This window comes from Pseudomonas sp. MONT-RG-20F-20-E-7-02, assembly GCF_022662395.1.
Lineage (GTDB): Bacteria > Pseudomonadota > Gammaproteobacteria > Pseudomonadales > Pseudomonadaceae > Aquipseudomonas.
The window spans coordinates 548,219-573,143 of the sequence record NZ_JAKNQN010000004.1 but is presented as its reverse complement, the minus strand read 5'-3'; the positions used below and the strand labels follow the sequence as shown (position 1 = coordinate 573,143).

The 24,925-nt window shown below is 61.2% G+C and carries 21 protein-coding genes; 12 read left to right on the top strand and 9 right to left on the bottom strand.

What is annotated here, in order from left to right:
- Positions 1-10 precede the first annotated feature (10 nt).
- The 3 genes from ftsX to ftsY are packed head-to-tail and all read right to left on the bottom strand — an operon-like array spanning position 11 to position 3,140.
- The gene (ftsX, locus tag L8I05_RS15570; RefSeq protein ID WP_242169979.1) at positions 11-1,033 is read right to left on the bottom strand and encodes a permease-like cell division protein FtsX; all 1,023 of its coding nucleotides are present in this window, start codon (positions 1,031-1,033) and stop codon (positions 11-13) included.
- A complete protein-coding gene (ftsE, locus tag L8I05_RS15565; RefSeq protein WP_003213784.1) occupies positions 1,030-1,701 on the bottom strand; it encodes a cell division ATP-binding protein FtsE in 672 nt (223 codons plus the stop codon). The genes ftsX and ftsE overlap by 4 nt, the downstream gene beginning before the upstream one ends.
- The gene (gene ftsY / locus L8I05_RS15560; RefSeq protein WP_242169976.1) at positions 1,698-3,140 is read right to left on the bottom strand and encodes a signal recognition particle-docking protein FtsY; all 1,443 of its coding nucleotides are present in this window, start codon (positions 3,138-3,140) and stop codon (positions 1,698-1,700) included. The genes ftsE and ftsY overlap by 4 nt, the downstream gene beginning before the upstream one ends.
- Positions 3,141-3,478: 338 nt before the next feature.
- On the opposite strand from ftsY, the gene L8I05_RS15555 reads away from it, so the two are divergent.
- The 4 genes from L8I05_RS15555 (at position 3,479) to L8I05_RS15540 (ending at position 8,139) form a co-directional block, all read left to right on the top strand.
- The gene (locus L8I05_RS15555; protein WP_242169973.1) at positions 3,479-4,834 is read left to right on the top strand and encodes a pitrilysin family protein; all 1,356 of its coding nucleotides are present in this window, start codon (positions 3,479-3,481) and stop codon (positions 4,832-4,834) included.
- Positions 4,827-6,317: a pitrilysin family protein gene (locus tag L8I05_RS15550; RefSeq protein ID WP_197626484.1), complete on the top strand. Its 1,491-nt coding sequence runs from the start codon at positions 4,827-4,829 to the stop codon at positions 6,315-6,317. The genes L8I05_RS15555 and L8I05_RS15550 overlap by 8 nt, the downstream gene beginning before the upstream one ends.
- Complete coding sequence (gene rsmD, locus L8I05_RS15545) at positions 6,317-6,934, top strand: 16S rRNA (guanine(966)-N(2))-methyltransferase RsmD (RefSeq protein ID WP_159960682.1); 618 nt, start codon at positions 6,317-6,319, stop codon at positions 6,932-6,934. Before L8I05_RS15550 ends, rsmD begins: the two co-directional genes overlap by 1 nt.
- Before the next feature lie 209 nt (positions 6,935-7,143).
- Positions 7,144-8,139, top strand: a complete 996-nt coding sequence (locus L8I05_RS15540; protein ID WP_242169970.1) for a hydrolase — start codon at positions 7,144-7,146, stop codon at positions 8,137-8,139.
- Between the two features lie 109 nt (positions 8,140-8,248).
- Here L8I05_RS15540 and L8I05_RS15535 read toward each other — a convergent pair whose 3' ends face one another.
- Both L8I05_RS15535 and L8I05_RS15530 read right to left on the bottom strand, forming a co-directional pair.
- On the bottom strand, positions 8,249-9,103 hold the full coding sequence (locus L8I05_RS15535; RefSeq protein ID WP_242169967.1) for a sulfurtransferase: 855 nt from the start codon (positions 9,101-9,103) through the stop codon (positions 8,249-8,251).
- A gap of 33 nt (positions 9,104-9,136) precedes the next feature.
- Positions 9,137-9,808 carry a TetR/AcrR family transcriptional regulator gene (locus L8I05_RS15530; protein WP_177017833.1) on the bottom strand — a complete coding sequence of 224 codons (672 nt, stop codon included), beginning with the start codon at positions 9,806-9,808 and terminating at the stop codon, positions 9,137-9,139.
- A 146-nt stretch (positions 9,809-9,954) separates the two neighbouring features.
- On the opposite strand from L8I05_RS15530, the gene L8I05_RS15525 reads away from it, so the two are divergent.
- The 5 genes from L8I05_RS15525 to L8I05_RS15505 all read left to right on the top strand — a co-directional run bounded on the left by L8I05_RS15525 (position 9,955) and on the right by L8I05_RS15505 (position 14,592).
- Positions 9,955-11,382: a coniferyl aldehyde dehydrogenase gene (locus tag L8I05_RS15525; RefSeq protein ID WP_197626480.1), complete on the top strand. Its 1,428-nt coding sequence runs from the start codon at positions 9,955-9,957 to the stop codon at positions 11,380-11,382.
- Between the two features lie 28 nt (positions 11,383-11,410).
- A complete protein-coding gene (locus tag L8I05_RS15520) occupies positions 11,411-11,956 on the top strand; it encodes a twin-arginine translocation pathway signal protein (RefSeq protein WP_242169963.1) in 546 nt (181 codons plus the stop codon).
- Positions 11,957-12,048: 92 nt separating this feature from the next.
- Positions 12,049-13,644, top strand: a complete 1,596-nt coding sequence (locus L8I05_RS15515) for a GMC family oxidoreductase (protein WP_242169960.1) — start codon at positions 12,049-12,051, stop codon at positions 13,642-13,644.
- A 114-nt stretch (positions 13,645-13,758) separates the two neighbouring features.
- Complete coding sequence (gene coaD / locus L8I05_RS15510) at positions 13,759-14,238, top strand: pantetheine-phosphate adenylyltransferase (RefSeq protein ID WP_003176711.1); 480 nt, start codon at positions 13,759-13,761, stop codon at positions 14,236-14,238.
- Between the two features lie 102 nt (positions 14,239-14,340).
- Positions 14,341-14,592, top strand: coding sequence for a YfhL family 4Fe-4S dicluster ferredoxin (locus tag L8I05_RS15505; RefSeq protein ID WP_038444187.1), 252 nt, complete (start codon positions 14,341-14,343; stop codon positions 14,590-14,592).
- A gap of 123 nt (positions 14,593-14,715) precedes the next feature.
- On the opposite strand, the gene mutM is transcribed toward L8I05_RS15505, so the two are convergent.
- Together mutM and L8I05_RS15495 are read right to left on the bottom strand one after the other, a co-directional pair.
- The gene (gene mutM / locus L8I05_RS15500) at positions 14,716-15,528 is read right to left on the bottom strand and encodes a bifunctional DNA-formamidopyrimidine glycosylase/DNA-(apurinic or apyrimidinic site) lyase (protein ID WP_159960696.1); all 813 of its coding nucleotides are present in this window, start codon (positions 15,526-15,528) and stop codon (positions 14,716-14,718) included.
- Positions 15,529-15,549: 21 nt separating this feature from the next.
- Entirely contained in the window at positions 15,550-16,362 is an 813-nt protein-coding gene (locus tag L8I05_RS15495) for an HDOD domain-containing protein (RefSeq protein WP_242170044.1), read from the bottom strand.
- A 279-nt stretch (positions 16,363-16,641) separates the two neighbouring features.
- Here L8I05_RS15495 and L8I05_RS15490 point away from each other — a divergent pair, with 279 nt between their 5' ends.
- Positions 16,642-17,838, top strand: coding sequence for a class I SAM-dependent rRNA methyltransferase (locus L8I05_RS15490; RefSeq protein ID WP_003213799.1), 1,197 nt, complete (start codon positions 16,642-16,644; stop codon positions 17,836-17,838).
- 242 nt (positions 17,839-18,080) lie between these two features.
- Here the strand turns inward: L8I05_RS15490 and L8I05_RS15485 are convergent, their stop codons facing one another.
- Positions 18,081-19,814 (bottom strand): DUF4153 domain-containing protein, encoded by a 1,734-nt coding sequence (locus L8I05_RS15485; RefSeq protein WP_242169956.1) that lies wholly within the window; start codon positions 19,812-19,814, stop codon positions 18,081-18,083.
- 305 nt (positions 19,815-20,119) lie between these two features.
- On the opposite strand from L8I05_RS15485, the gene ilvD reads away from it, so the two are divergent.
- The gene (gene ilvD, locus L8I05_RS15480; protein WP_159960700.1) at positions 20,120-21,961 is read left to right on the top strand and encodes a dihydroxy-acid dehydratase; all 1,842 of its coding nucleotides are present in this window, start codon (positions 20,120-20,122) and stop codon (positions 21,959-21,961) included.
- 186 nt (positions 21,962-22,147) lie between these two features.
- On the opposite strand, the gene L8I05_RS15475 is transcribed toward ilvD, so the two are convergent.
- Positions 22,148-23,206: a haloacid dehalogenase-like hydrolase gene (locus L8I05_RS15475; RefSeq protein ID WP_242169953.1), complete on the bottom strand. Its 1,059-nt coding sequence runs from the start codon at positions 23,204-23,206 to the stop codon at positions 22,148-22,150.
- Positions 23,207-23,447: 241 nt separating this feature from the next.
- Here L8I05_RS15475 and L8I05_RS15470 point away from each other — a divergent pair, with 241 nt between their 5' ends.
- Positions 23,448-24,839, top strand: a complete 1,392-nt coding sequence (locus L8I05_RS15470; RefSeq protein ID WP_159960702.1) for an L-cystine transporter — start codon at positions 23,448-23,450, stop codon at positions 24,837-24,839.
- The last annotated feature ends 86 nt before the right edge of the window (positions 24,840-24,925 follow it).

The window sequence follows — 24,925 nt, the reverse complement described above, 5'->3', positions numbered from 1 at the left end:
CTGACATTAACTACTTGGGCGCCAGCTCACGTAAATGCCGTGCGACCGCAATCCAAGCACCGATATACCCCAACAAGACCGCGCCAAGCAAGAGTGACAGACCATCGGCAACCGGTACGCCAGCCAAGGCGAAATCACTGCCGTACAAGCCGGCAAGCCCAACCACCGCGTCGTTCAGCCAGTCCAGGCCAAACGCCAGCACCCCCCAGGACAAAATCCCGGCACCGAAGCCATAAAGCGCGCCCATGTACAGAAAGGGACGACGCACATAGCTGTCTGTGCCGCCGACCAGTTTAATCACTTCTATCTCGGTGCGACGGTTTTCAATATGAAGACGAATGGTATTACCTATCACCAAAAGTAATGCAGACACCAACAACACCGTCAGACCGAACACAAAGCGGTCGCCCAGCTTCAGAATCGCCGCCAGGCGCTCTACCCAGACTAGATCAAGCTGCGCCTGTTGTACCTTGGGCATCTCTGCGAGTTTTTGTCGCAGGGCCTCAAGGGCGGGCTTGTCGACTTCGTTCGGCGTCACCAGCACCACGCCCGGCAGCGGGTTCTGCGGCAGCTCCTTGAGCGCCTCGCCCAGGCCGGATTGCTGCTGGAACTCCTCAAGCGCCTGGTCGCGGCTGATGTACTCGGCATCCGCCACGCCTGGCAGGTTCTTGATGTCGTCGCGCAAGCTCTCACCGTCTTTAGTGCTGGCGTCGAGGTTCAGGTACAGGGAAATCTGTGCCGCGCGCTGCCAGGAACCGCCCAGGCGCTCGACATTATTAAGCAGCAGTGACAAACCCATCGGCAGGCTCAGCGCCACCGCCATCACCAGGCAGGTGAAAAAGCTGCCGATCGGCTGCTTGCCCAGGCGGCGCAGGCTGTCGAGCAGGCTGGCGCGATGGCTTTCGATCCAGGCGCGCAGCAGCGTGCCGAAGTCCGGGCCGTCGTCTTCGTCGCGTTTTTTCTTCTGCGGTTGCGGGTCGGCGGCTTTCGGCGCCACACGCTCGGAGACTTTAGGGCTGCGTGTTGCACTCATACGCCAGCCTCCCCGTCACCGATCAGGCGGCCGCGTTGCAGCGTCAGCATGCGATGGCGCATACGTGCGATCAGCGCCAGATCGTGACTGGCGATCAGCACGCTGGTGCCCAGGCGGTTGATGTCTTCGAACACGCCCATGATCTCGGCCGCCAAACGCGGGTCGAGGTTACCGGTAGGTTCGTCCGCCAGCAGCAAGGCCGGGCGGTGGACGATGGCGCGGGCGATACCAACGCGCTGTTGCTGGCCGGTGGACAGGTCGCCGGGGTACAGATCGGTTTTATCCGACAGCGCCACACGCTCCAGGGCCGAATCCACACGCTTGACGATCTCAGCCTTGGACAGCCCAAGGATCTGCAACGGCAAGGCAATGTTGTTGAACACTGTGCGATCGAACAGCAACTGGTGGTTCTGGAACACCACGCCGATCTGGCGGCGCAGGAACGGAATCTGTGCATTGCTGATAGTGGCCAAATCCTGGCCCGCCAACAGCAACTTGCCGGTGGTCGGGCGCTCCATGGCCAGCAGCAGCCGCAACAAGGTACTTTTGCCCGCACCCGAGTGACCGGTAACGAACAAGAACTCGCCACGACGCACTCGAAAGCTCAGCTCATGCAAGCCCACATGCCCGTTGGCGTAGCGTTTACCGACCTGTTCGAATCGAATCATGAACGCTCCCGCTCGGCAAAGAGTGCCTGTACAAAGGCTTCGGCTTCAAAGGTGCGCAGGTCGTCGATGCCTTCACCGACGCCGATGTAGCGAATCGGCAACCCGAACTGTTTGGCCAGGGCGAAGATCACGCCGCCCTTGGCCGTGCCGTCGAGCTTAGTCAATGCCAGGCCGGTGAGTTGCACCGTCTGGTTGAATTGTTTGGCCTGGCTGATGGCGTTCTGGCCGGTGCCGGCGTCGAGCACCAGCAAGACTTCATGCGGCGCGTCTGCGTCGAGCTTGCCGATCACGCGGCGGACTTTCTTCAGCTCTTCCATCAAATTGTCTTTGGTGTGCAGGCGACCGGCGGTATCAGCGATCAATACGTCGATGTTACGTGCCTTGGCGGCTTGCACAGCATCGAAGATCACCGAGGCGGAGTCGGCACCGGTGTGCTGGGCGATGACCGGGATCTTGTTACGCTCGCCCCAGACCTGCAACTGCTCCACGGCAGCCGCGCGGAAGGTGTCGCCAGCGGCGAGCATGACTTTCTTGCCTTCCGACTGCAGCTTTTTCGCCAACTTGCCGATGGTGGTGGTTTTGCCAGCGCCGTTGACGCCAACGACCAGGATCACGAACGGTTTTTTCGGCGTGATTACCAGCGGCGCCTCGACGGGCTTGAGCATGGCAGCCAGCTCGGCCTGCAGGGACTTGTAGAGAGCGTCCGCATCGGTCAGCTGCTTGCGCGCGACCTTTTGGGTCAGGCTCTGAATGATGACAGCGGTGGCTTCAACGCCCACATCAGCGGTAAGCAGGCGGGTTTCGATGTCTTCCAGCAATTCGTCATCGATGACTTTCTTGCCCAGGAACAGGCTGGCCATGCCTTCGCCGATGCTGGCGCTGGTTTTGCTCAGGCCTTGCTTGAGGCGGGCGAAGAAGCCGGTTTTGCTGGTTTCAGCCGGCGCAGCAACAGGCGCTTGCGCGACAGGCGGCTCGATCACGGCGGGAGCGGCAACTACGACTGGTGCAGGCGTTGGCGTTGGCTCGACAACCACCGGAGCAGGCGTTTCGATGACGGGCGGGGCTTCAACCACAACGGCCACGGGCTCAACCACGACCGGAATCGGCGGCGCCACGTGCTCGGCCTGCACATCTTCAACCAGTGCCACGGGCTCCTCTGCCACCGGCAGCTCGAGCCATGGCGTTTGCTCGGGCTCGGGCTCAGGTTCCGGCTCGACCTCAGCCACCGGCTGCAACACCGGTTCAGCCATCGGCAAAATCACCGGCGCCGGGGTTTCAGCAACCGGCTCGGCTTCTACAATTGGCTCGGGGATAGGTTCAGGCTGAACCTGCGGCTGTTCGACGACGGTTTCCTGCGGCTTTTTGCGCAGCCATCCGAACAGGCCTTTTTTCTCGCCAGCCGCAGCTGGGCTCTTCTTGTCGTCGTTGGAACCAAACATGGAGGACGGCTATCTCAAAGTAGCGATGCGCCAGGGCGCCTCGGTAAATAAATTCGATGCAGAACAGACTGCTTTAACGCTCGCTTGTTCATGCGCAACATTTTGTAAGGCGTAAATAAAGGCCTCAACAAATCGTTTCAATAAAGGACTGAAGCGATAACATCGGCGAAAAGTGGAAGATTGTCGGGGAAAAACACCCTGTACTGCCACATTCCTACGACTGGATCCGGAACAAGATGACCGCCGCAGTGGCCGTGTCCAAATCGGATCAGTATCCTAGCACCTCCTCGCCCGCCGACGCTAAGACCAAGCGGGCAGCCCAACAGGTTTAAAAACGAATGAATGCTCTAGCCCGCCGCGCTGCAGGCCTGCTGCTCAGCACAGTTTGTCTGCCCCTTTCAGCTTTGGCTGCCGACCCACAACCCACCCATGAATTCACCCTGGATAACGGCCTTAAAGTGGTCGTGCGCGAAGACCATCGCGCGCCGGTGGTGGTTTCCCAGGTCTGGTACAAGGTGGGTTCGAGCTACGAAACCCCGGGCCAGACCGGTTTGTCCCACGCCCTGGAACACATGATGTTCAAGGGCAGCGCCAAGGTCGGCCCCGGCGAAGCCTCGCTGATCCTGCGCGACCTGGGCGCCGAAGAAAATGCCTTCACCAGCGATGACTACACCGCCTACTACCAAGTGCTCGCACGTGACCGCCTGGGGGTCGCCTTTGAGCTGGAAGCCGACCGCATGGCCAGCCTGCGCCTGCCAGCCGACGAGTTCAGCCGCGAAATCGAGGTGATCAAGGAAGAGCGCCGCCTGCGCACCGACGACAACCCAATGTCCAAGGCCTACGAGCGTTTCAAGGCGATGGCCTACCCGGCCAGCGGCTACCACACGCCGACCATCGGCTGGATGGCCGACCTTGAGCGCATGAAAGTCGAAGAGCTGCGCCACTGGTATCAATCCTGGTACGTGCCAAACAACGCCACCCTGGTGGTCGTCGGCGACGTCACCCCGGACGAGGTGAAAAACCTCGCCCAGCGCTACTTCGGCCCGATCCCCAAGCGTGACGTACCGCCAGCGAAGATCCCGCTGGAAGTCGCCGAGCCGGGCGAGCGCCTGCTGACCATGCACGTGCAGACCCAACTGCCAAGCGTGATCCTTGGCTTCAACGTGCCCGGCCTGGCAACCGCCGAAGACAAACGCTCGGTTCAGGCCCTGCGCCTGCTCTCGGCGCTGCTCGATGGCGGTTACAGCGCGCGTATTTCGGAGCAACTGGAACGCGGTGAAGAGCTGGTTTCCGCCGCCTCCACCAGCTACGACGCCTACACCCGGGGTGACAGCCTGTTCACCCTGACGGCCACACCGAATCAGCAGAAGAAAAAGACCATTGCCCAAGCCGAAGCCGGGCTTTGGCGCCTGCTCGATGAGTTGAAGGCCAAGCCGCCCACCACCGAAGAACTGGAGCGTATCCGCGCCCAGGTGATTGCCGGCGTGGTCTACCAGCGTGATTCCATCACCAGCCAGGCCACGGCCATCGGCTCCCTGGAAACCGTCGGGCTGTCCTGGAAACTGATGGACACCGAGCTGGCCGACCTGCAAAGCGTGACCCCGGAAGATATCCAGAAGGCCGCACGTACTTATTTCACCCGCGAACGTTTGAGCGTCGCCCATGTTTTGCCTGAGGAGACCGCTCATGAGTGATCGTAAAAGCAGCCGCCTGATCTTTCCTGGCCTGGTCGTCGTTACCCTGATCGCCGCCAGTGCCGTGTACTTGCTGCGCCCGAGCGAATCTGTCGCCAGCCAGGCGTTGGATAAAGCTGAATCGGCCAACAAGCTACAATCCCTGGCGGAGCTGGACGGCAAGGCGCCGACCAACCGCAAGCTCGACGTGCAAACCTGGACCACCGCCGAAGGCGCCAAGGTGCTGTTCGTCGAAGCCCATGAATTGCCAATGTTCGACATGCGCATCCTGTTCGCCGCCGGCAGCAGCCAGGACGGCAACACGCCCGGCGTGGCGCTGCTGACCAACGCCATGCTCAACGAAGGTGTGCCGGGCAAGGATGTCAGCCAGATCGCCAGCGGCTTTGAAGGCCTGGGCGCCGACTTCGGCAATGGCGCTTACCGCGACATGGCGCTGGTGTCCCTGCGCGGCCTGAGCGACAGCGATAAACGCGACGCGGCCTTGGCGCTGTTTGACGACGTGATCGGCAAGCCGACCTTCCCGGCCGACTCCCTGGCGCGGATCAAGAACCAGATCCTCGCCGGCTTCGAGTACCAGAAGCAGAACCCGGCCAAGCTGGCCAGCCTTGAGCTGTTCAAGCGCCTGTACGGCGACCACCCTTACGCTCACCCGAGCGAAGGCACGCCTGAAAGCGTACCGAAGATTACCCTCGCGCAATTGCAGGCGTTCCACGCCAAGGCGTATGCCGCAGGCAACGCGGTGATTGCCGTGGTCGGCGACCTGACGCGCGCCGAGGCCGAGGCCATGACCGCCAAGGTGTCGGCATCGCTGCCCAAAGGCCCGGCACTGGCGAAAATCGCCCAGCCGACCGAACCGAAAGCCGGCCTGAGCCATATCGAGTTCCCGTCCAAGCAGACGCACTTGCTGTTCGCCCAATTGGGTATCGACCGTGCCGACCCCGACTATGCAGCCTTGTCACTGGGCAACCAGATCCTCGGCGGCGGTGGCTTCGGCACCCGTTTGATGAGCGAAGTACGTGAAAAGCGCGGCCTGACCTACGGCGTGTATTCCGGCTTCTCGCCGATGCAGGTACGCGGCCCGTTCATGATCAACCTGCAGACCCGCGCCGAAATGAGTGGCGGCACCTTGCGCCTGGTTGAAGATGTGCTGGCCGACTACCTCAAAACCGGCCCGACGCAAAAGGAACTGGACGACGCCAAGCGTGAGCTGGCCGGCAGCTTCCCGCTGTCCACCGCGAGTAACGCCGATATCGTCGGGCAGCTGGGCGCCATGGGTTTCTACAACCTGCCGCTGAGCTATCTGGAAGATTTCATGAAACAATCCCAGGCCCTGACCGTAGAGCAGGTCAAGGCTGCAATGAACAAACACTTGAGCGCCGACAAGATGGTCATCGTGACCGCCGGCCCGACGATTGCGCAAAAGCCACTACCGCCCCCCACTGATAAACCTGCCGAGCAGCCGCTCGGGGTTCCGGAGCATTAATGGCCAGTTCATCTCGCCCGAAAAAACCCGTCCACAACGTGCATAACGGTGTGGGCCAACTGCGCATCATTGGCGGTGAATGGGGCAGCCGCAAGCTGAGCTTCCCCGACGTCGTAGGCCTGCGCCCGACGCCGGACCGCGTGCGTGAAACCCTGTTCAACTGGCTCGCGCCGTACATCGGCGGGGCCAAGGTGCTGGACCCGTTCGCCGGCAGCGGCGCGCTGTTCCTGGAGGCGCTGTCCCGTGGCGCGGCCCAGGGCCAGGCGCTGGATGCCAGCAACGTGGCGGTGTCCAGCCTCAAGGAACACCTTGGCACACTGCGTTGCACCACCGGCCAGGTTCAAACTGCCGATGCGCTGCGCTACCTGGAAACCCAGGCAGCCACCGAATACGACGTGGTGTTTCTCGATCCGCCGTTCAACCAGAATCTGTTGCCGACCGTGTGTGCATTGCTGGAAGACCGCCAATGGCTGGCACCGGATGCCTGGATCTACACTGAAAGCGAGACCGCGCCTTCTACCCTCGGCCTGCCGGGCGCCTGGCGCCTGCACCGGGAGCAGAAGTCCGGGCGGGTGTATTACGCGCTGTGGCATCGGTTGGTCGAAGGTGTTGCCTGATCTGTAGTGAGTTGTTGTGGTGACAGGGCTTGCTGTGGCGAGCGGGCTTGCCCCGCGTTGGGCTGCGAAGCAGCCCCAATAAAGTCACCGCATTCTTTCAGTCGGACCGCGGGGCTTGGACCAGGGCCGCTACGCAGCCCAACGCGGGGCAAGCCCGCTCGCCACAACAGCGCGCTCACCACAGAGAGTCGTTCGCGACAGAGATTCCCATGACACCTGCCTCAGACCTCTTCAAACCCGCCTTCGGCCTCGGCAACCCCCACTTGCAAACACTGTGGGGGCCGTTGTGGCGCCCCACCACCCATATCGAACGCCAACGCGAACGCCTGTGGCTGGACGACGGTGACTTTCTCGACCTTGACTGGCACGGCCCCCATGACGCGCAAGCGCCGCTGGTGCTGGTGCTGCACGGTTTGACGGGCTCGTCCAATTCCCCCTACGTAGCCGGCCTGCAAAAAGCCCTCGCCACCCAAGGCTGGGCCAGCGCAGCGTTGAACTGGCGCGGCTGCTCGGGCGAGCCAAACCTGTTGGCGCGCAGTTACCACTCGGGCGCCAGCGAAGACCTGGCGGCGGCGATTGCCCATCTGCGTGCCAAGCGGCCTTTGGCGCCGCTGTATGCCGTGGGTTATTCACTGGGCGGCAACGTGCTGCTCAAGCACTTGGGGGAAACCGGCGCGACCTCCGGGCTGCAAGGCGCAGCGGCGGTGTCGGTGCCGTTCCGGCTGGACCAATGTGCCGACCGCATCGGCCTGGGGTTTTCGCGGGTTTATCAAAAGCACTTCATGCGCGAGATGCTGGCGTATATCCGCGTCAAGCAAAGCCGCTTTTTGCTGGACGGTCGTGCGGACGGACTGAAAACCCTGGAGTCACTGGGCTCTCTGGAGAAGATGCGCACGTTCTGGGATTTCGACGGGCGGGTGACGGCGCCGTTGCACGGTTTCCTCAGCGCCGAAGACTATTACCGTCGTGCGTCGAGCCGGTATTACTTGGGTGACATTCGCACACCCACACTGATCATCCACGCCGCCGATGACCCGTTTGTGTTCGCCCACAGCCTGCCGGAGGCCAGCGAACTGTCGGACTGCACCGAGTTTGAGCTGCTGGCCAAGGGTGGGCATGTGGGGTTTGTCGATGGCTCGTTGAAGCGCCCCGGCTATTACCTTGAACGCCGAATCCCACAATGGCTACTGTCACAACACGGTTAAAAAATGTGGGAGCTGGCTTGCCTGCGATAACGGTGGGTCAGCCAATTATCAGCTGACTGACACAGCCTCATCGCAGGCAAGCCAGCTCCCACAGTTTGATTGGGTTTGCTCAGTCGCCCGTCGCAATCCCCCGCGCCGGATCGGTAATCCACTCGCTCCACGACCCCGCATACAGCTTGCCCAGCGGGTAACCCGCCAGGCTCAGGGCGAACAGGTTATGGCACGCCGTCACACCCGAACCGCAATACGCCACCAACTTATCCGGCGAACGGCCCTGCAACTGCGCGGCGAAACGCTGTTTAAGCTGCTCAGCCGGCAGGAAGCGACCATCACTGCCCAGGTTTTCGTTGAATGCCGCACATTGCGCGCCGGGAATATGCCCGGCAATCGGGTCGATGGGCTCCACGTCACCCCGGAAACGCGGCTGGGCGCGAGCATCGATCAAGGTCATGCCCGGTTCGCCGAGGCGTTTTTGCAGGTGTTCGGCGTCCAGCACCAAGTGATTGTCCGGCGAACCGGCAAACGTCCCCGGCTCAACCACTGGCGCGTCCAGGCTCAGCGGGAAACCGGCGGCGTGCCAGGCCTTGAGGCCACCGTCCAGAATAAACACGCCATCACGTTTGCCCAGCCAGGCCAGCAACCACCACGCGCGGGCGGCATAGGCGCCAGGGCCGTCGTCATACAGCACGATGTCGGTGTCGGCATTGATGCCCCAGGCTCGCAGCTGCGTAATGAACGTGTCCGCATCAGGCAATGGGTGTCGGCCAGTCACGCCTTTGGTCACCGGGCCACTGAGGTGGCGTTCCAGGTCAGCATATTGCGCGCCTTCGATATGCCCTTCGGCATAGCTGCAAAGCCCGTAGTCCGGGTCTTCGAGGGCAAAGCGGCAATCCAGGATCACCAGCCTGCCGGCCTTCTGGCGCTCGGCGAGTTGCTGGGGGCTGATCAGTTGGGCAAGCGGCATGACGGACTCCTGTGAACAGATTCGGGAAAGGTCCTACTTCACTTCTTCCAGTGCCTGGTTCAACGGCACGTAAAACTCTTTGAACAAGGCATCCACCGCCTCTTTCGCCTGCGGCGTGACAAACCCCGCCTCCAGCACCAGCACCTGATACACCCCGCGCTTGATCGCCTCGGCGCTCAAGTGGGTGGAGTTTTCATTGGTGGTGCACAGGAAACGCACCCACGAGGTGAGGATGATCCAGGCATTGAGCGTCAGGGCTTCGGTTTGCACCGGGTCCATCGTGAGGATGCCCGCGTCGACAAACCCTTGGTAAATGGCGTTGCCCTGGGTCAGGCAGCGCTGGGAAAAACGCCGATAGCCGGTGGCCAGCTCCGGGTCGCTTTCCAGCAGGTGTTCGAGGTCACGGTGCAGGAAGCGGTAGCGCCACATTCCGGCCAGTACGGCCTGCAGGTAGAAACGTTTGTCTTCGACGGTGACCGCGCGGCCTTGGGGCGGGCGCAGGAAAGTGTCCACCAGGGCTTCATATTCGCGAAACAGCACGGCGATGATCGCCTGCTTATTGGGGAAGTGGTAGTACAGGTTGCCCGGGGAAATTTCCATATGGGCGGCAATGTGGTTGGTGCTGACACTGCGCTCGCCCTGCTGGTTAAAAAGCTCCAGGCTGGTTTGCACAATGCGCTCGCTGGTCTTTACTCGTGGTGCCATAGGGGATCAGCTTCTATACACGTGATGGGGCATCTTACGGCCTATCCTTGTTTGGATAAAACCGCATGTTGCTGCAATGACATTTGACAATTTAGAGTAATGACTCTAAAAATCCAGGCAGACCTATAACAATTGGGAACTGCGCCATGTCTGCCACCATTGCTTACCTGCAAGATTCCCAGGCGCTGGATCACCTCCAGGACCTGTTCGACGCCCAACGCCGCGCCTATGCCGCCAACCCGATGCCACCGGCGGCGCAGCGCCAGCAATGGCTCAAGGCCTTGCGCGATGTGCTCAGCGACGAACGCCAGGCCCTGATCAACGCGATCAGCCAGGACTTCAGCCACCGCAGCGCAGACGAAACCCTGTTCGCCGAACTGATGCCCAGCCTGCATGGCATTCACTACGCCAGCAAACACCTCAAAGGCTGGATGAAACCTTCCCGTCGCGCTGTAGGCATTGCCTTCCAGCCGGCGTCGGCCAAAGTCATCTATCAACCACTGGGCGTGGTCGGGGTGATCGTGCCGTGGAACTACCCGCTGTATCTGGCCATTGGCCCGTTGGTCGGTGCGTTGGCGGCGGGCAACCGGGTGATGCTCAAGCTCAGCGAGTCCACGCCCGCCACGGGTGAATTGCTCAAGACACTCTTGGCGAAAATCTTTCCCGAAGACCTGGTGTGTGTGGTGCTGGGTGAAGCCGAAGTGGGCATGGCGTTTTCCAAGTTGCGCTTCGATCACTTGCTGTTTACCGGCGCCACCAGCATCGGCAAGCACGTAATGCGTGCGGCGGCCGAACATCTCACGCCGGTAACGCTGGAGCTGGGCGGCAAATCACCGGCCATCGTTTCCGCCGACGTACCGCTCAAGGACGCCGCCGAACGCATCGCCTTCGGCAAATGCCTGAATGCCGGGCAAACCTGCGTGGCACCGGACTACGTGCTGGTGCCCGAAGATCGCGTTGAAGGCTTCGTCGAGGCCTACAGCAAGGCGGTTCGCGGGTTCTATCCGACTCTGGCCGACAACCCGGACTACACCGCCATCATCAACGAGCGGCAACAGGCCCGGCTGAATGCCTACGTCAAAGACGCCACCGACAAAGGCGCCACGCTGATTCCGCTGTACGACCAGGGCCAGGCACGGCGCATGGCCCACAGCCTGCTGCTCAATGTCAGCGATGAAATGACCGTGATGCAGGACGAAATCTTCGGCCCGGTGCTGCCGATCGTGCCGTATCGCGGCATCGATCAGGCCTTTGCCTACATCAACCAACGCCCTCGCCCACTGGCCCTGTATTACTTCGGCTACAACAAGAGCGAGCAAAACCGCGTACTCCACGAAACCCACTCCGGCGGCGTGTGCCTGAATGACACCCTGCTGCACGTGGCCCAGGACGATATGCCCTTCGGCGGCATCGGCCCTTCGGGCATGGGCCACTACCACGGCCACGAAGGCTTCCTCACGTTCAGCAAGGCCAAGGGCGTGCTGGTGAAACAGCGCTTGAACGCGGCGAAGTTGATCTACCCGCCCTATGGCAAATCGATCCAGAAGTTGATTCAAAAGTTGTTTGTTCGCTGATTCCGCCACTCACGGGATAACAATAACAATGAACCCCAGCCTGACTGAAACACCCGAATTGTCGCGGCGCGGCGTCCTCAAAATCGGCCTGTGCGCCAGCGCCTTCCTGGCCACTGCCGGGTTGGGCGCCAGCCTCAGCGGCTGCTCCAGCAGCACCCCGGCCAGCGGCTTTGCGATGCTGCGCAGCAGTGACTTGCCGTTCCTGCGCGCGGTGATCCCGGTGCTGCTCGAAGGCGCGGCCAGCGCCCAGGACGTGGTCGCCGGCATTGAAGACACCCTGAAAAAGCTCGATTACAGCCTGCAGCACCTGTCGCCGGAGATGTTCAAGCTCACCCAGCAACTGTTCGATGTACTCGGCATGGGGATTACGCGCGGGCCGTTGACCGGCATCTGGGGCAGTTGGGAAAACGCCAGCAGCGATCAGATCCGCAACTTCCTGCACCGCTGGGAAAACAGTTACCTGAACCTGCTGCGCATGGGCCAGGGCTCGCTGCTCAAGCTGGTGATCATGGCCTGGTACTTCCGGCCGCAGTCCTGGGCCCAATGCGGCTACCCCGGCCCGCCGAAGATTTAGGCCTGACAACCCGATTGGAAAATGTGGGAGCTGGCTTGCCCGCTCCCACACTGGTCGCAACTTCGTACAAAAAAAAATAAGAGTGCACTCCTATGCCCGTACCCGATCTGTTCCGCGACGGCCTGGCCCGCGGCTGGAAAACCCACAATGGCGCCGCGCTCGACAGCGACCTGACCCTGGAAGCCGACGTGGCGATCATTGGCAGCGGTGCCGGTGGTGGCACCACCGCCGAAATCCTCAGCGCTGCGGGCTACAAAGTGCTGCTGATCGAAGAAGGGCCGCTCAAGACCAGCAGTGACTTCAAGCTGCTCGAGGACGAGGCCTACGCCAGCCTGTATCAGGAAGGCATCGGCCGCATGAGCAAGGACGGCGCGATCACCATCCTGCAAGGTCGAGCCGTGGGCGGCACCACGTTGATCAACTGGACGTCGAGTTTTCGCACGCCCGACGCCACGCTTTCCCACTGGGCCAGTGAATACGCGGTGAAAGGCCACAGCAGCGCCGAGATGGCGCCGTGGTTCGAGAAGATGGAACAGCGCCTGGGCATCGCGCCGTGGGCCATCCCACCGAATGCCAATAACGATGTGATCCGCAAAGGCTGCGAAAAGCTCGGTTACAGCTGGCACGTTATCCCGCGCAACGTACGCGGCTGCTTCAACCTGGGTTATTGCGGCATGGGCTGCCCGGTCAACGCCAAGCAATCGATGCTGGTGACCACCATCCCGTCCACGTTGGAAAAAGGCGGCGAGCTGCTGTACCTGGCCCGCGCCGAACGCTTGAAATACAGCGGCGATACCATCAGCAGCCTGGAATGCGTGGCGATGGACGAACGCTGCGTGGCACCCACCGGGCGCAAGATCACGGTCAAGGCCCGGCATTACGTACTGGCGGGCGGCGGCATCAACAGCCCGGCGCTGTTGCTGCGCTCGGACGCGCCCGACCCGCATTCGCGCGTGGGCAAGCGCACGTTCCTGCACTTGGTGAACTTCTCCGCCGGGCAGTTCGATGAGGTGATCAACCCGTTCTACGGCGCCCCGCAGTCGATCTATTCCGACCACTTCCAGTGGCAGGACGGCACCACCGGCAAAATGTCCTACAAGCTGGAGGCACCGCCCTTACACCCAGGATTGGCCAGCACTTTGTTCGGCGGTTACGGCACCGGGAACGCGCTGGACATGAGCCAACTGCCCCACACCCACGCCATGCTTGCGCTGCTGCGCGATGGCTTCCACCCCGACAGCCCGGGAGGCGCCGTGGACTTGCGCGGGGACGGCACGCCGGTGCTGGATTATCAGGTGTCACCCTACGCATGGGATGGCCTGCGCCGTGCCTTCCACAGCATGGCCGAGATCCAGTTCGCGGCGGGCGCCAAGTCGGTCAAACCGCTGCACCACGATGCGCGCTACGTGAACACCCTGGCCGAAGCGCGCAGCCAGATTGACGGCCTGAGCCTGGAATTGCACCGCACCACGCTGGGCAGCGCCCATGTGATGGGCGGTTGTGCCATGGGCGAAGACCCGAAAAACGCGGTGGCCGACAGCCTGGGACGCCATCACCAACTGCGCAACCTGTCGATCCACGACGGCTCGTTATTCCCCACCAGTATTGGGGCTAACCCGCAATTGTCGGTGTATGGGTTAACCGCGCAACTGGCGACAGCCTTGGCCGAACGTCTGAAAACAGCGTGAAAAAACAGGTTATTCGCGGTGTCTATAGTGCTTTCTTATGCATAAGTTGACTTGGCCGACCGGGATGGCTGCGATACCATCCGGTTCCCCAACGGACTCCGCCAGGACGACGCGATGAACCGAGTGTTGTACCCAGGTACTTTCGACCCGATTACCAAAGGCCATGGCGATTTGGTCGAACGCGCCTCTCGCTTGTTCGACCATGTGATCATCGCGGTCGCTGCCAGCCCCAAGAAAAACCCGCTGTTTCCCCTGGAACAGCGCGTGGAGCTGGCGCGTGAGGTCACCAAGCACCTGCCCAACGTAGAAGTGGTAGGTTTCTCGACCTTGCTGGCGCACTTTGCCAAAGAGCAGAACGCCAATGTGTTCCTGCGTGGCCTGCGTGCAGTGTCGGACTTCGAGTACGAATTCCAGCTGGCCAACATGAACCGCCAACTGGCGCCGGACGTGGAAAGCCTGTTCCTCACGCCGTCGGAGCGTTACTCGTTCATTTCCTCGACATTGGTCCGTGAAATCGCCGCTTTGGGCGGGGATATCACCAAGTTCGTGCACCCGGCTGTCGCGGATGCGCTGACGCTGCGCTTCAAGAAGTAAGACCGCTCAATCGGCGCCCGCTCGCACTGCGGGCGCCAATGCGGCACAATTGCGCGCATTAGTTTTCAGATGCCCTGGCTGACGGCCCTGGCAGGAGTTTCCATGTCCCTGATCATCACCGACGATTGCATCAACTGCGACGTCTGCGAACCCGAGTGCCCGAACGCTGCGATTTCCCAGGGCGAAGAGATCTACGTGATCGACCCCAACCTGTGCACCCAGTGCGTCGGCCACTACGACGAGCCTCAGTGCCAGCAAGTGTGCCCGGTGGATTGCATTCCGCTGGATGAGGCACACCCTGAGACGCAAGAGCAGTTGATGGAGAAGTACCGGTTGATTACCGGTAAAGCCTGAGACTTTGTGGCGCCCATCAGGGCCTCATCGCAGGCAAGCCAGCGCCCACATTTGGATGTGTGAATACAGTCAAGTGTGGGAGCTGGCTTGCCTGCGATGGCTAGATCAGCCATCACACAACACTCAGCTCTGGCACTTGGGGCAAAACACACTCGCCCGCTGCCCCAACACCACATTGCGCAACTCGCTGCCGCACACCTTGCACGCCTCGCCGCCCCGCCCGTAGACGAACAGCTCCTGCTGGAAATACCCCGGCTGCCCATCACCGCCGATAAAATCGCGCAAGGTGGTGCCGCCACGCTCGATGGCCGCCGCCAACACACGCTTGATCTCAATCGCCAGCTTCAGGTAACGCCCGCGTGAAATACCGCCAGCGGCCCGACGCGGATCAATTCCGGCGGCAAACAACGCTTCCGTCGCATAGATATTGCCCACGCCCACCACCACCGCGTTGTCCATGATGAACGGCTTCACTGCCATCGACTTGCCACGGGACAGTTGAAACAGCCGCTCACCGTCAAACAAGTCGGTCAACGGCTCCGGGCCCAGGCGAATCAGCAGCTCATGATTGTGCGGGTCCTGGCTCCACAGCATCGCGCCGAAGCGCCGTGGGTCGGTGTAGCGCAGGGCCATGCCGGATTCCAGCTCGATGTCTACATGCTCATGCTTGGCCGCCGGCAGGCCGACTTCCACCAGACGCAAATTACCCGACATGCCCAAGTGGCTGATCAGCGTGCCGACTTCGGCATTGATCAACAGGTACTTGGCTCGCCGTTCCACCAACACGATGCGCTGCCCGGACAGGCGCACATCGAGGTCTTCCGGGATCGGCCAGCGCAGGCGCCGCTCACGCACGACCACACGGCTGACGCGCTGGCCTTCCAGGTGCGGCGCAATCCCGCGCCGGGTGGTTTCGACTTCTGGTAACTCGGGCATGTGTACCTCGTGAAGAAAGGGTCAGTGCGCGCCCAGTTCGCGGATCGACAACTTCATGCTTTCAAAGTCGTAGTCCGACAGGCCCACGTAATCCAGCACCAGATGGCCGATGGCATTCCACTCATGGTCCACGGTCTGGTTGCCCAGCACGCGATAGGACGAGCAGATATGCTCGGCCATCTTCAGGATCGCCAGCAGGTTTTTCAGCTGCGGATTGCGTGCCGATTCATCACTGAAAATCGCCAGGGCGTTGTGGTGGTTAGCGATGGCGTCGGTCACATGCTCCGGCAGGCGCCAGGATTTGGCTGTGTAATAACCCACCACGGCGTGGTTGGTGTTGAACGCGTTGTTCTCGGTATCGACCACACGGCAGTCGGGGCCGGCATTCGCGTAGGCTTCTTCCAGCACCGCCATGTAATTGGGGAAGCGCTTGAGCATCAACGGCACGCCGCAATCATGGAACAGGCCCAAGGCATACGCCTCGTCGACGGCTTGCGAACCGGTGCGCTTGGCCAGGGTCAGGCAGGTCATGGCCACATCCTGGGCAGTGTCCCAGAAGCGGTTGAGGGTGACGATGGTGTCGTCGCTCATCTCGCCTTTGATCGACTGCGCGTTGATCAGGTTGATGATCGAGCGGCTGCCCAGCAGGTTCACGGCGCGCTGGATCGAGGCGATTTTGTTGCTCAGGCCGTAATACGGCGAGTTGACGATTTTCAGCAAGGCGCCGGACAGGCCTGGGTCCTGGGAGATCAGCCGCGCGATCACTTCCAGGTCCGGGTCGGGCATGTACTGCTCCATCTGCAAATCCACCATGATTTGCGGTTGAGGCGGCACGCTGATGCCTTGCAGGGCCTGTTGGATCTGCTCGGCGGAAAGCTCTTGGGACATAAGTACACACTCTGGGCTAGGCGGGGATTCTAACCTCTAAGCAAAGCTGACTGACACCTCAAAAACCCGAATTGAAACCCGATCAAATGTGGGAGCTGGCTTGCCTGCGATTGCACCACCGCCGTACGTCAGATACACCGCGCCGTCTGCATCGCAGGCAAGCCAGCGCCCACATGAACCGATGCGCAACAGGTATACTCCCGCTCTTTTTTCCGGAGCGACGTCATGTCCCTGCCAAGCCTGCGTCTCAAAGCCAACGCCGATCGTCGTTTGCGCAACGGCCACCTGTGGGTCTACAGCAACGAAATCGACGTGGCCGCCACCCCACTTCACGGCTTCCAGGCAGGCGACCAGGCTATCCTGGAAGCGGCCGGCGGCAAGACCCTGGGCATCGTGGCCATGAGCCCGAACAACCTGATCTGCGCACGCCTGCTGTCGCGCGACATCAAGTTGCCGCTGGACAAGTCGCTGCTGGTGCACCGCATCAACGTCGCGCTGTCCCTGCGTGATCGCCTGTTCGACAAGCCGTTCTACCGCTTGGTCTATGGCGATTCCGACCTGCTGCCGGGCCTGGTAGTCGACCGTTTCGGCGACATCCTGGTGGTGCAGATCGCGTCGGCGACCATGGAAGCGCACAAAGAAGACGTGATCGCCGCCCTGACTCAAGTGCTCAAGCCGAGCGGCATCCTGTTCAAGAACGACTCCGCCGCACGTGACGCCGAAGGCCTCAACCGCTACGTCGAAACCGTATTCGGCCTGGTGCCGGAATGGGTCGCGCTGGAAGAAAACGGCGTGAAATTCGAAGCCCCGGTGATCCAGGGCCAGAAGACCGGCTGGTTCTACGACCACCGCATGAACCGCGCCCGCCTGGCCCCGTATGCCAAAGGCAAACGCGTGCTCGACCTGTACAGCTATATCGGCGGCTGGGGTGTGCAAGCGGCCGCCTTTGGCGCCAGTGAAGTGTTCTGCGTCGACGCCTCCGCCTTCGCCCTCGACGGCGTGGAGCGCAACGCGGCGCTGAACGGCGTTGCCGAGAAGATGACCTGCATCGAAGGCGACGTGTTCGAAGCCCTCAAAGAACTGAAAGCCAGCGAAGAACGTTTCGACGTGATCGTCGCCGACCCACCGGCCTTCATCAAACGCAAAAAAGACATGAAAAACGGCGAAGGCGCCTACCGCCGCCTGAACGAGCAAGCCATGCGCCTGCTCAGCAAGGACGGCATCCTGGTCAGCGCTTCGTGCTCGATGCACTTGCCGGAAGACGACCTGCAAAACATCTTGCTGACCAGCGCCCGCCACCTGGACCGCAATATCCAGATGCTCGAACGCGGCGGCCAGGGCCCGGATCACCCGGTACACCCGGCGATTGCCGAGACGCGCTATATCAAGAGCATTACGTGCCGGTTGTTGCCCAATAGCTAAGTAGCAAGCGCAGATCAAAATGTGGGAGCGGGCTTGCCCGCGAAAGCGGTGTATCAGGTACAGATGTTTAACCTGTTGCACCGCTATCGCAGGCAAGCCAGCTCCCACAGTTTTTTGTGCTGTGCCAGGAGCAGGCCGCGCGCCAGGCAACGCCCCTCAACGGCTTTGATTGAATTCCCCATTTCGCAGACTAGTATCGGTTTCTGGGCGACGTAAAACGCCAACAGCAGGATCGGGCGCCGCTAAGGCTCCCGGATCACGGGGGTCAGCAACATATCGCGGGTCTGCAGCTGCCGGTATCGCGGCTTGACCAACGATATGTTGCCCTCGCGGATGTCGTGGATCAGCATCTCGGTGTCCACGTGACCGCTGGGCAGTTGTGTCCATAGCAGCGGGCCGCGATCGTCCCATTGGCCTTTTTCATCCAGGGCATAAATGCGCGGGACCTTGTACTCGTTGCGAAAACTCGTCAGGGGCACCACCAGCACCTCGCTTTGGCCGTCCCCGTCGAGGTCGACCGCCCACAACACACAGCCCGACTCGCAAGGTGAGTCTGCGATCTCACTCATATCCACAAACTGCTCGCTGCCTTTGGGTTTGGGGCCGATCCATTCCAGCTCGGGCTTGGGCGCCAGAGCCCGCTCCTTGGCCAACTGCTCGTCAAAACTCAGCGACGTGTCGTCCATTCTCGCGCGCAGGGCGCGGCGCGATTCCGGGTTCAGAATGCGCTCCTGATCCACGTCCATCTGCAACTGGGCATAAGCCTGCTCGCCGGCCTTCCCCAAGCCGAAGCGCAGGTAATGGGCATCAAATGCTTCAGGGTTAGTGCGCCCATCGAGCAAACGCCGCACCTGATCGTCGGCGCTGAGCCGTATCGGGTTGAGTACCGGCGTATTCACCAACACCAACAATACGCAAAACAGCAACGCCAGTACCGGGTTGGTCACGCGCAGGTTGCTTAGCCAGGCCGGCGAACGCAAGGCCACCGCCCACATCGCCGCCAGGCCATACAAACTGCACAGCAGAGCCAGCGCCAGCGCGATGAAACGTTGCGGCGACAAGGCGTATTGCTCGACGCGCAGCCAACTGGAGTAGAACGCCAGCGCCGCGAGAATCGGCAGGCACACCACGCTGAATTCAACAAAGCGCACCAGCCACTTGGGGTATGGCCGAGGTTGCCCGCCCTCTTGAAAGACGCCATTGAGCAAGAACAGCTGGGCGCCGGCCAATACAAGTAAAATCGGCGTGGAGTAGCCCGTCGCCCAAATCCGGTCGAGGCCGGTGAAGGGCAACGTCAGGGTAAACAGCACACTGATCAGTGCGATCAACGGCAACAACAGCCCACAGGCGCCAAACAGCATGCCACGCATCTGCCCGATAACCTTTTCACTGCGCCCCGCCATGTACATACCCAGCGCGAACACCAGCGGCACGCTGAAACACATGAACGTCTGGCTCCAGAAGTGGAGCTCAAAGAATTCGATGCCCAGCATCAGGAACAGACGGCTCCAGAGCTTGAGCAACAACAGGAAAAGACCGACGAGCATCAGGGCGTACAGCACGATGAACACACTGTTCCAGGCTTGCTGAAACAGGTTCTCATACCGCCAGCGCTGCCCCTTCGCGGCGGGCCAGGCGCACAGAAAGCTGGCGCCGATGTAGCTCAGCAGCACCAGGCTGAGGCACCAGGCGTCCACCTCCCGTCGGCTAATCAGGAGGAGTTCGGCTCGATAAAAGACCCACGCCGTCATGCCGCTCATCAGCAAAATGAACGCCAGCGTAGGCAGCAAAGCGCGCCATTGCCGGGTTTTGTCCCCCAGCAGTTGCAACGTGGTCCCGCCCACCAAGGCCACGGCCATAAAGCCGGTAAACAGCGCCTGGTTCGAATTGAAGAACCGGTCGGCGTAATTAAACACCACGCCCTGAAGCAGGCCGATCAGCAGGTAAAACCCAAGAAAACGATTAAGGCCAGGCATTCCAATTCCTTTGGAGTGGGGTGAAGGCAAAGGGCCGCAAGTCTAAACAAAGCCCGTGCCCTTGGGTAATACGCCTTCACATCCCCGGTTCCCTCCCGCTGCCAGCGGTGTAGAATCGACCCTATTCATCGCCAGTCATCCCCCGGCGGGTTTATGAGCTCGAGGCCCAAGCAAGCGGCGATCCCGCGACGCGAGTGGCAACTTTTGGACACGCGGCCATTTTCTGAGTGTTCCAGACGTCAATAGAAGCTCACTCCCCATTAGTACCTGATTAGAAGTACCTGATTAGCCGCCCGGAGTGCTCCATGCCAGATTACCGCTCGAAAACATCCACCCACGGCCGCAACATGGCCGGCGCGCGCGCACTGTGGCGTGCCACGGGGATGAAAGATGACGACTTCAAGAAGCCGATCATCGCGATTGCCAACTCGTTCACCCAGTTCGTACCCGGCCACGTCCACCTCAAGGACCTGGGCCAACTGGTCGCCCGTGAGATCGAACGCGCCGGTGGCGTGGCCAAGGAATTCAACACCATCGCCGTGGATGACGGCATCGCCATGGGCCATGACGGCATGCTGTATTCCCTGCCGAGCCGCGAGATCATCGCCGACTCCGTGGAATACATGGTCAACGCCCACTGCGCCGACGCCATCGTGTGTATTTCCAACTGCGACAAGATCACCCCCGGCATGCTGATGGCCGCCCTGCGCCTGAACATCCCGGTGATCTTCGTCTCCGGCGGCCCGATGGAAGCCGGCAAGACCAAGCTCGCTTCCCACGGCCTCGACCTGGTAGACGCCATGGTGATCGCCGCCGATTCCAGCGCTTCTGACGAGAAGGTCGCGGAATACGAGCGCAGCGCCTGCCCGACCTGCGGTTCGTGCTCCGGCATGTTCACCGCCAACTCGATGAACTGCCTGGTGGAAGCCCTGGGCCTGGCCTTGCCGGGCAACGGTTCGACGCTGGCCACCCACAGCGACCGCGAGCAGCTGTTCCTGCAGGCCGGCCGCACCATCGTCGAGCTGTGCAAGCGTTACTACACCGAGAACGATGAGTCGGTGTTGCCACGCAACATCGCCAACTTCAAGGCGTTCGAAAACGCGATGACCCTGGACATCGCCATGGGCGGTTCCACCAACACCATCCTGCACTTGCTGGCCGCCGCGCAGGAAGCCGAGATCGATTTCGACCTGCGCGACATCGACCGCCTGTCCCGTCACGTGCCGCAGCTGTGCAAGGTCGCGCCGAACATCCAGAAGTACCACATGGAAGACGTGCACCGCGCCGGCGGGATCTTCTCGATCCTCGGTTCGCTGGCCCGTGGCGGCCTGCTGCACACCGACCTGCCGACCGTGCACAGCAAATCCATCGCCGAAGGCATCGCCAAGTGGGACATCACCCAGACTGACGACGAAGCCGTGCATACCTTCTTCAAGGCCGGCCCGGCCGGCATCCCGACGCAAACCGCGTTCAGCCAGTCGACTCGTTGGGACACCCTGGACGACGACCGTGAAAACGGCTGCATCCGCAGTGTCGAGCACGCCTACTCGCAAGAAGGCGGCCTGGCCGTGCTGTACGGCAACATCGCGCTGGATGGCTGCGTGGTGAAAACCGCCGGTGTGGATGAGTCGATCCATGTGTTCGAAGGCAACGCCAAGATCTTCGAAAGCCAGGACAGCGCCGTGCGCGGCATCCTTGCTGACGAAGTGAAAGAAGGTGACATCGTCATCATCCGTTACGAAGGCCCGAAAGGCGGCCCGGGCATGCAAGAGATGCTCTATCCGACGTCGTACCTGAAATCCAAAGGCCTGGGCAAAGCCTGCGCCTTGCTGACCGACGGCCGTTTCTCCGGCGGTACTTCGGGCCTGTCCATCGGCCACGCTTCGCCAGAAGCTGCTGCCGGTGGCGCGATTGGCCTGGTGCAGGATGGCGATAAAGTGCTGATCGACATTCCGAACCGCTCGATCAACCTGTTGATCAGCGATGAAGAACTGGCCGCGCGCCGGGTCGAGCAGGACAAGAAAGGCTGGAAGCCGGTCGAGAAGCGCCCGCGCAAAGTCACCACCGCGTTGAAGGCTTACGCGTTGCTGGCTACCAGTGCCGACAAGGGCGCGGTGCGTAACAAGGCGATGCTCGACGGCCTGTAAACCCCGCCCATAAAAATGCCCCGCCATGTGCGGGGCATTTTTTTGCCTGGCTAACGCTCCAACCGATCGTTCCCACGCTCCGCGTGGAAATGCCTCCGGTGACGCTCCGCGTCACGCAGTCAAGGGCGGACGCAGAGCGTCCAGGGCTGCATTCCCACGCAGAGCGTGGGAATGATCAGTACGGTGTTACTGAATCTCCTCAGGCTTCACGATTACCCAGTTCTTGTCCGCCGTCACCGGTAACCCTTCTTTGGCTTGTGCGGCAGCGTGCTTGGCCATCATGCCGTTGAGTTGGGTCATGTACTTGTCCTTGCGGTTGATCCACAGGTGGATGCCGCCCTTGGCCACGTCCACATCGTGGAACAGCATGTAGCCGTCGCTGGTCGGTGTATCACCACCAACGATCACCGGTTTTTTCCACTCGTCGATGTAGGTCAGGATCGCCGCGTGTTTGCCGGCCATCCAGGTTGCCGGGGTCCACAGGTAAGGAGTCAGCTCCAGGCCGAGGTTGGCCTTCTCGTCATATTTACCGGCGGTGATCTGTTTGCGCGCAGTGGTCAGTTCGCCGGTCTTGCGGTCCTTGAGCAGCGTGCTCACACCGATGACGTTTTCGGGTTTGACGTTGTAGCCGTACTTCGGATCGGCAGCGACCATGCGCACCAGCTCCTCGGACGCGGCGGTCATCACATACACCTCGATGCCGTTTTCCATCAGCTTGTTGAACAGCTCAGCCTGGCCGGTGAAGACTTTCGGCGGCTGCACCTCCATGTTCTTCACCACGTCACCGTCGTAATAGGTGACCGGCACCGGCTTGCCCGACGCCATCATCTCGTCGACGTAGCCCTTGAGTTCCTTGAGCGTGAAACCGGAAAAAATCTGCGCGACCCACGGGTAGCAGACCATGTCGTCGACTTCGCAGAGGCGGTAGTAATAGCTGAACAGGCTTTCCTTGTGGTCGGCGGTGTCCTTGAACGGGATCAGTTTCAGGGACGGGTCCATCGTGTCGCGGGTGATCAGGCCCTTGTTCTCCAGGTACGGCAGCAAGGACTCTTCGAGGTCGTAGCGGTAGCTGGTGTTGTCCATGTCGAACACCGCGAAGTTACCTTTGTTGGCATTCGCGGCGATCATCTTGTTCAGTTGCTCGGCGGCAGGCGCCGGCCAGTGTTTCAACTCGGTGGCGGCGAATGCCTGGCTGGCGAGGCCGAAGCAGAAGGCAGCGGCAAGTAGTGTTGGCGCGAGCTTCATAAGCGTTTTCTCCCTGAGTGAAAGACATCGACGCTAACAAATCTGTGTGACAGTTATCGCCCGAGCGCGACCGCTTGCGTCGTGATTGCGCCAAAGGCATGTGCCTGAGCGTCAAACGCTTATTCCAAAAACGACAGTCACCATTCCATATCGGTATTAAATCAATATATTTCAAGCTGTTAGCATTTCCGGTTCGCAATCGCAGGCTCACGCGATTGGCTGCCTTCTCAACGGAGCTTCAATGAATCTGCCCCTGATTCTCAACTTACTGGTGTTCGTTGCCCTGCTTTTAGGCCTGGCACAAACCCGCCGAACAAACTGGAGCCTAGCCAAAAAGGTGCTGTTCGCGCTGGTGCTCGGCGTGCTGTTCGGTGCGGCGTTGCACACTATTTATGGCGACGGAAACCCGGTGCTCAAAGCCTCGATCAGCTGGTTTGATCTGGTCGGCAACGGTTATGTGCAACTGCTGCAAATGATCGTGATCCCGCTGGTGTTCGCCTCGATCCTCAGTGCCGTGGCGCGCCTGCATAACGCCTCGTCCCTGGGCAAGATCAGCTTCCTGACCATCGGCACGCTGCTGTTCACCACCGCCATTGCGGCGCTGATCGGTATCGGCCTGACCAACCTGTTCGGCCTCACCGCCGAAGGTCTGGTGGCCGGCACCCAGGAAATGGCGCGCCTGCAGGTGATCCAGAGTGATTACGCGGGCAAGGTCGCCGACCTGAATATCCCGCAGTTGCTGCTGTCGTTCGTGCCGGCGAACCCCTTCGCCGACCTGGCCCGCGCCAAGCCGACGTCGATTATCAGCGTGGTGATTTTCGCCGCATTCCTGGGGGTTGCCGCGCTGCAACTGCTCAAGGATGACGTGGAAAAAGGCCAGAAAGTGCTCAACGCCATCGACACCCTGCAAGCCTGGGTGATGCGCCTGGTGCGCCTGGTGATGAAGCTGACGCCCTACGGCGTGCTGGCGCTGATGACCAAAGTGGTCGCCGGTTCCAACCTGCAAGACATCATCAAGCTCGGCAGTTTTGTGGTGGTGTCGTACCTGGCGCTGGGTTTGATGTTTGTGGTGCACGGCCTGCTGCTGTCGCTGGCCGGGGTCAACCCGCTGCGTTTCTTCCGCAAGGTCTGGCCGGTGCTGACCTTTGCCTTCACCAGCCGCTCCAGCGCAGCGGCCATCCCGTTGAGCATCGAAGCGCAGACCCGCCGCCTGGGCATCCCGCAATCCATCGCCGGTTTCGCCGCCTCGTTTGGCGCGACGATTGGCCAGAACGGTTGCGCCGGTCTCTACCCGGCCATGCTGGCGGTGATGGTTGCACCGACCGTGGGCATCAACCCGCTGGACCCGCTGTGGATCGCGACCCTGGTGGCAATTGTGACCTTGAGTTCAGCCGGTGTGGCCGGTGTGGGCGGCGGTGCGACCTTTGCCGCGCTGATCGTGCTGCCGGCGATGGGCTTGCCGGTGTCACTGGTGGCGCTGCTGATTTCCGTTGAGCCGCTGATCGACATGGGCCGTACGGCACTGAACGTGAACGGTTCGATGACGGCGGGCGCGATTACCAGCCAGGTCATGGGGCAGACGGATAAGGCGTTGTTGGATGCCGATGAGCATGCTGAGTTAGCGCAGGTCTAAAGCCCTGGATCGTTCCCACGCTCCGCGTGGGTATGCAGCCCAGGACGCTCTGCGTCCGTTCCTGAAGGCCGTGACGCGGAGCGTCA

Bases quoted from the DNA above. Each gene is read 5' to 3' on its own strand.
- ftsX (WP_242169979.1), bottom strand. From the start codon at position 1,033: ATGAGTGCAACACGCAGCCCTAAAGTCTCCGAGCGTGTGGCGCCGAAA.
- ftsE (WP_003213784.1), bottom strand. From the start codon at position 1,701: ATGATTCGATTCGAACAGGTCGGTAAACGCTACGCCAACGGGCATGTG.
- ftsY (WP_242169976.1), bottom strand. From the start codon at position 3,140: ATGTTTGGTTCCAACGACGACAAGAAGAGCCCAGCTGCGGCTGGCGAG.
- L8I05_RS15555 (WP_242169973.1), top strand. From the start codon at position 3,479: ATGAATGCTCTAGCCCGCCGCGCTGCAGGCCTGCTGCTCAGCACAGTT.
- L8I05_RS15550 (WP_197626484.1), top strand. From the start codon at position 4,827: ATGAGTGATCGTAAAAGCAGCCGCCTGATCTTTCCTGGCCTGGTCGTC.
- rsmD (WP_159960682.1), top strand. From the start codon at position 6,317: ATGGCCAGTTCATCTCGCCCGAAAAAACCCGTCCACAACGTGCATAAC.
- L8I05_RS15540 (WP_242169970.1), top strand. From the start codon at position 7,144: ATGACACCTGCCTCAGACCTCTTCAAACCCGCCTTCGGCCTCGGCAAC.
- L8I05_RS15535 (WP_242169967.1), bottom strand. From the start codon at position 9,103: ATGCCGCTTGCCCAACTGATCAGCCCCCAGCAACTCGCCGAGCGCCAG.
- L8I05_RS15530 (WP_177017833.1), bottom strand. From the start codon at position 9,808: ATGGCACCACGAGTAAAGACCAGCGAGCGCATTGTGCAAACCAGCCTG.
- L8I05_RS15525 (WP_197626480.1), top strand. From the start codon at position 9,955: ATGTCTGCCACCATTGCTTACCTGCAAGATTCCCAGGCGCTGGATCAC.
- L8I05_RS15520 (WP_242169963.1), top strand. From the start codon at position 11,411: ATGAACCCCAGCCTGACTGAAACACCCGAATTGTCGCGGCGCGGCGTC.
- L8I05_RS15515 (WP_242169960.1), top strand. From the start codon at position 12,049: ATGCCCGTACCCGATCTGTTCCGCGACGGCCTGGCCCGCGGCTGGAAA.
- coaD (WP_003176711.1), top strand. From the start codon at position 13,759: ATGAACCGAGTGTTGTACCCAGGTACTTTCGACCCGATTACCAAAGGC.
- L8I05_RS15505 (WP_038444187.1), top strand. From the start codon at position 14,341: ATGTCCCTGATCATCACCGACGATTGCATCAACTGCGACGTCTGCGAA.
- mutM (WP_159960696.1), bottom strand. From the start codon at position 15,528: ATGCCCGAGTTACCAGAAGTCGAAACCACCCGGCGCGGGATTGCGCCG.
- L8I05_RS15490 (WP_003213799.1), top strand. From the start codon at position 16,642: ATGTCCCTGCCAAGCCTGCGTCTCAAAGCCAACGCCGATCGTCGTTTG.
- L8I05_RS15485 (WP_242169956.1), bottom strand. From the start codon at position 19,814: ATGCCTGGCCTTAATCGTTTTCTTGGGTTTTACCTGCTGATCGGCCTG.
- ilvD (WP_159960700.1), top strand. From the start codon at position 20,120: ATGCCAGATTACCGCTCGAAAACATCCACCCACGGCCGCAACATGGCC.
- L8I05_RS15475 (WP_242169953.1), bottom strand. From the start codon at position 23,206: ATGAAGCTCGCGCCAACACTACTTGCCGCTGCCTTCTGCTTCGGCCTC.
- L8I05_RS15470 (WP_159960702.1), top strand. From the start codon at position 23,448: ATGAATCTGCCCCTGATTCTCAACTTACTGGTGTTCGTTGCCCTGCTT.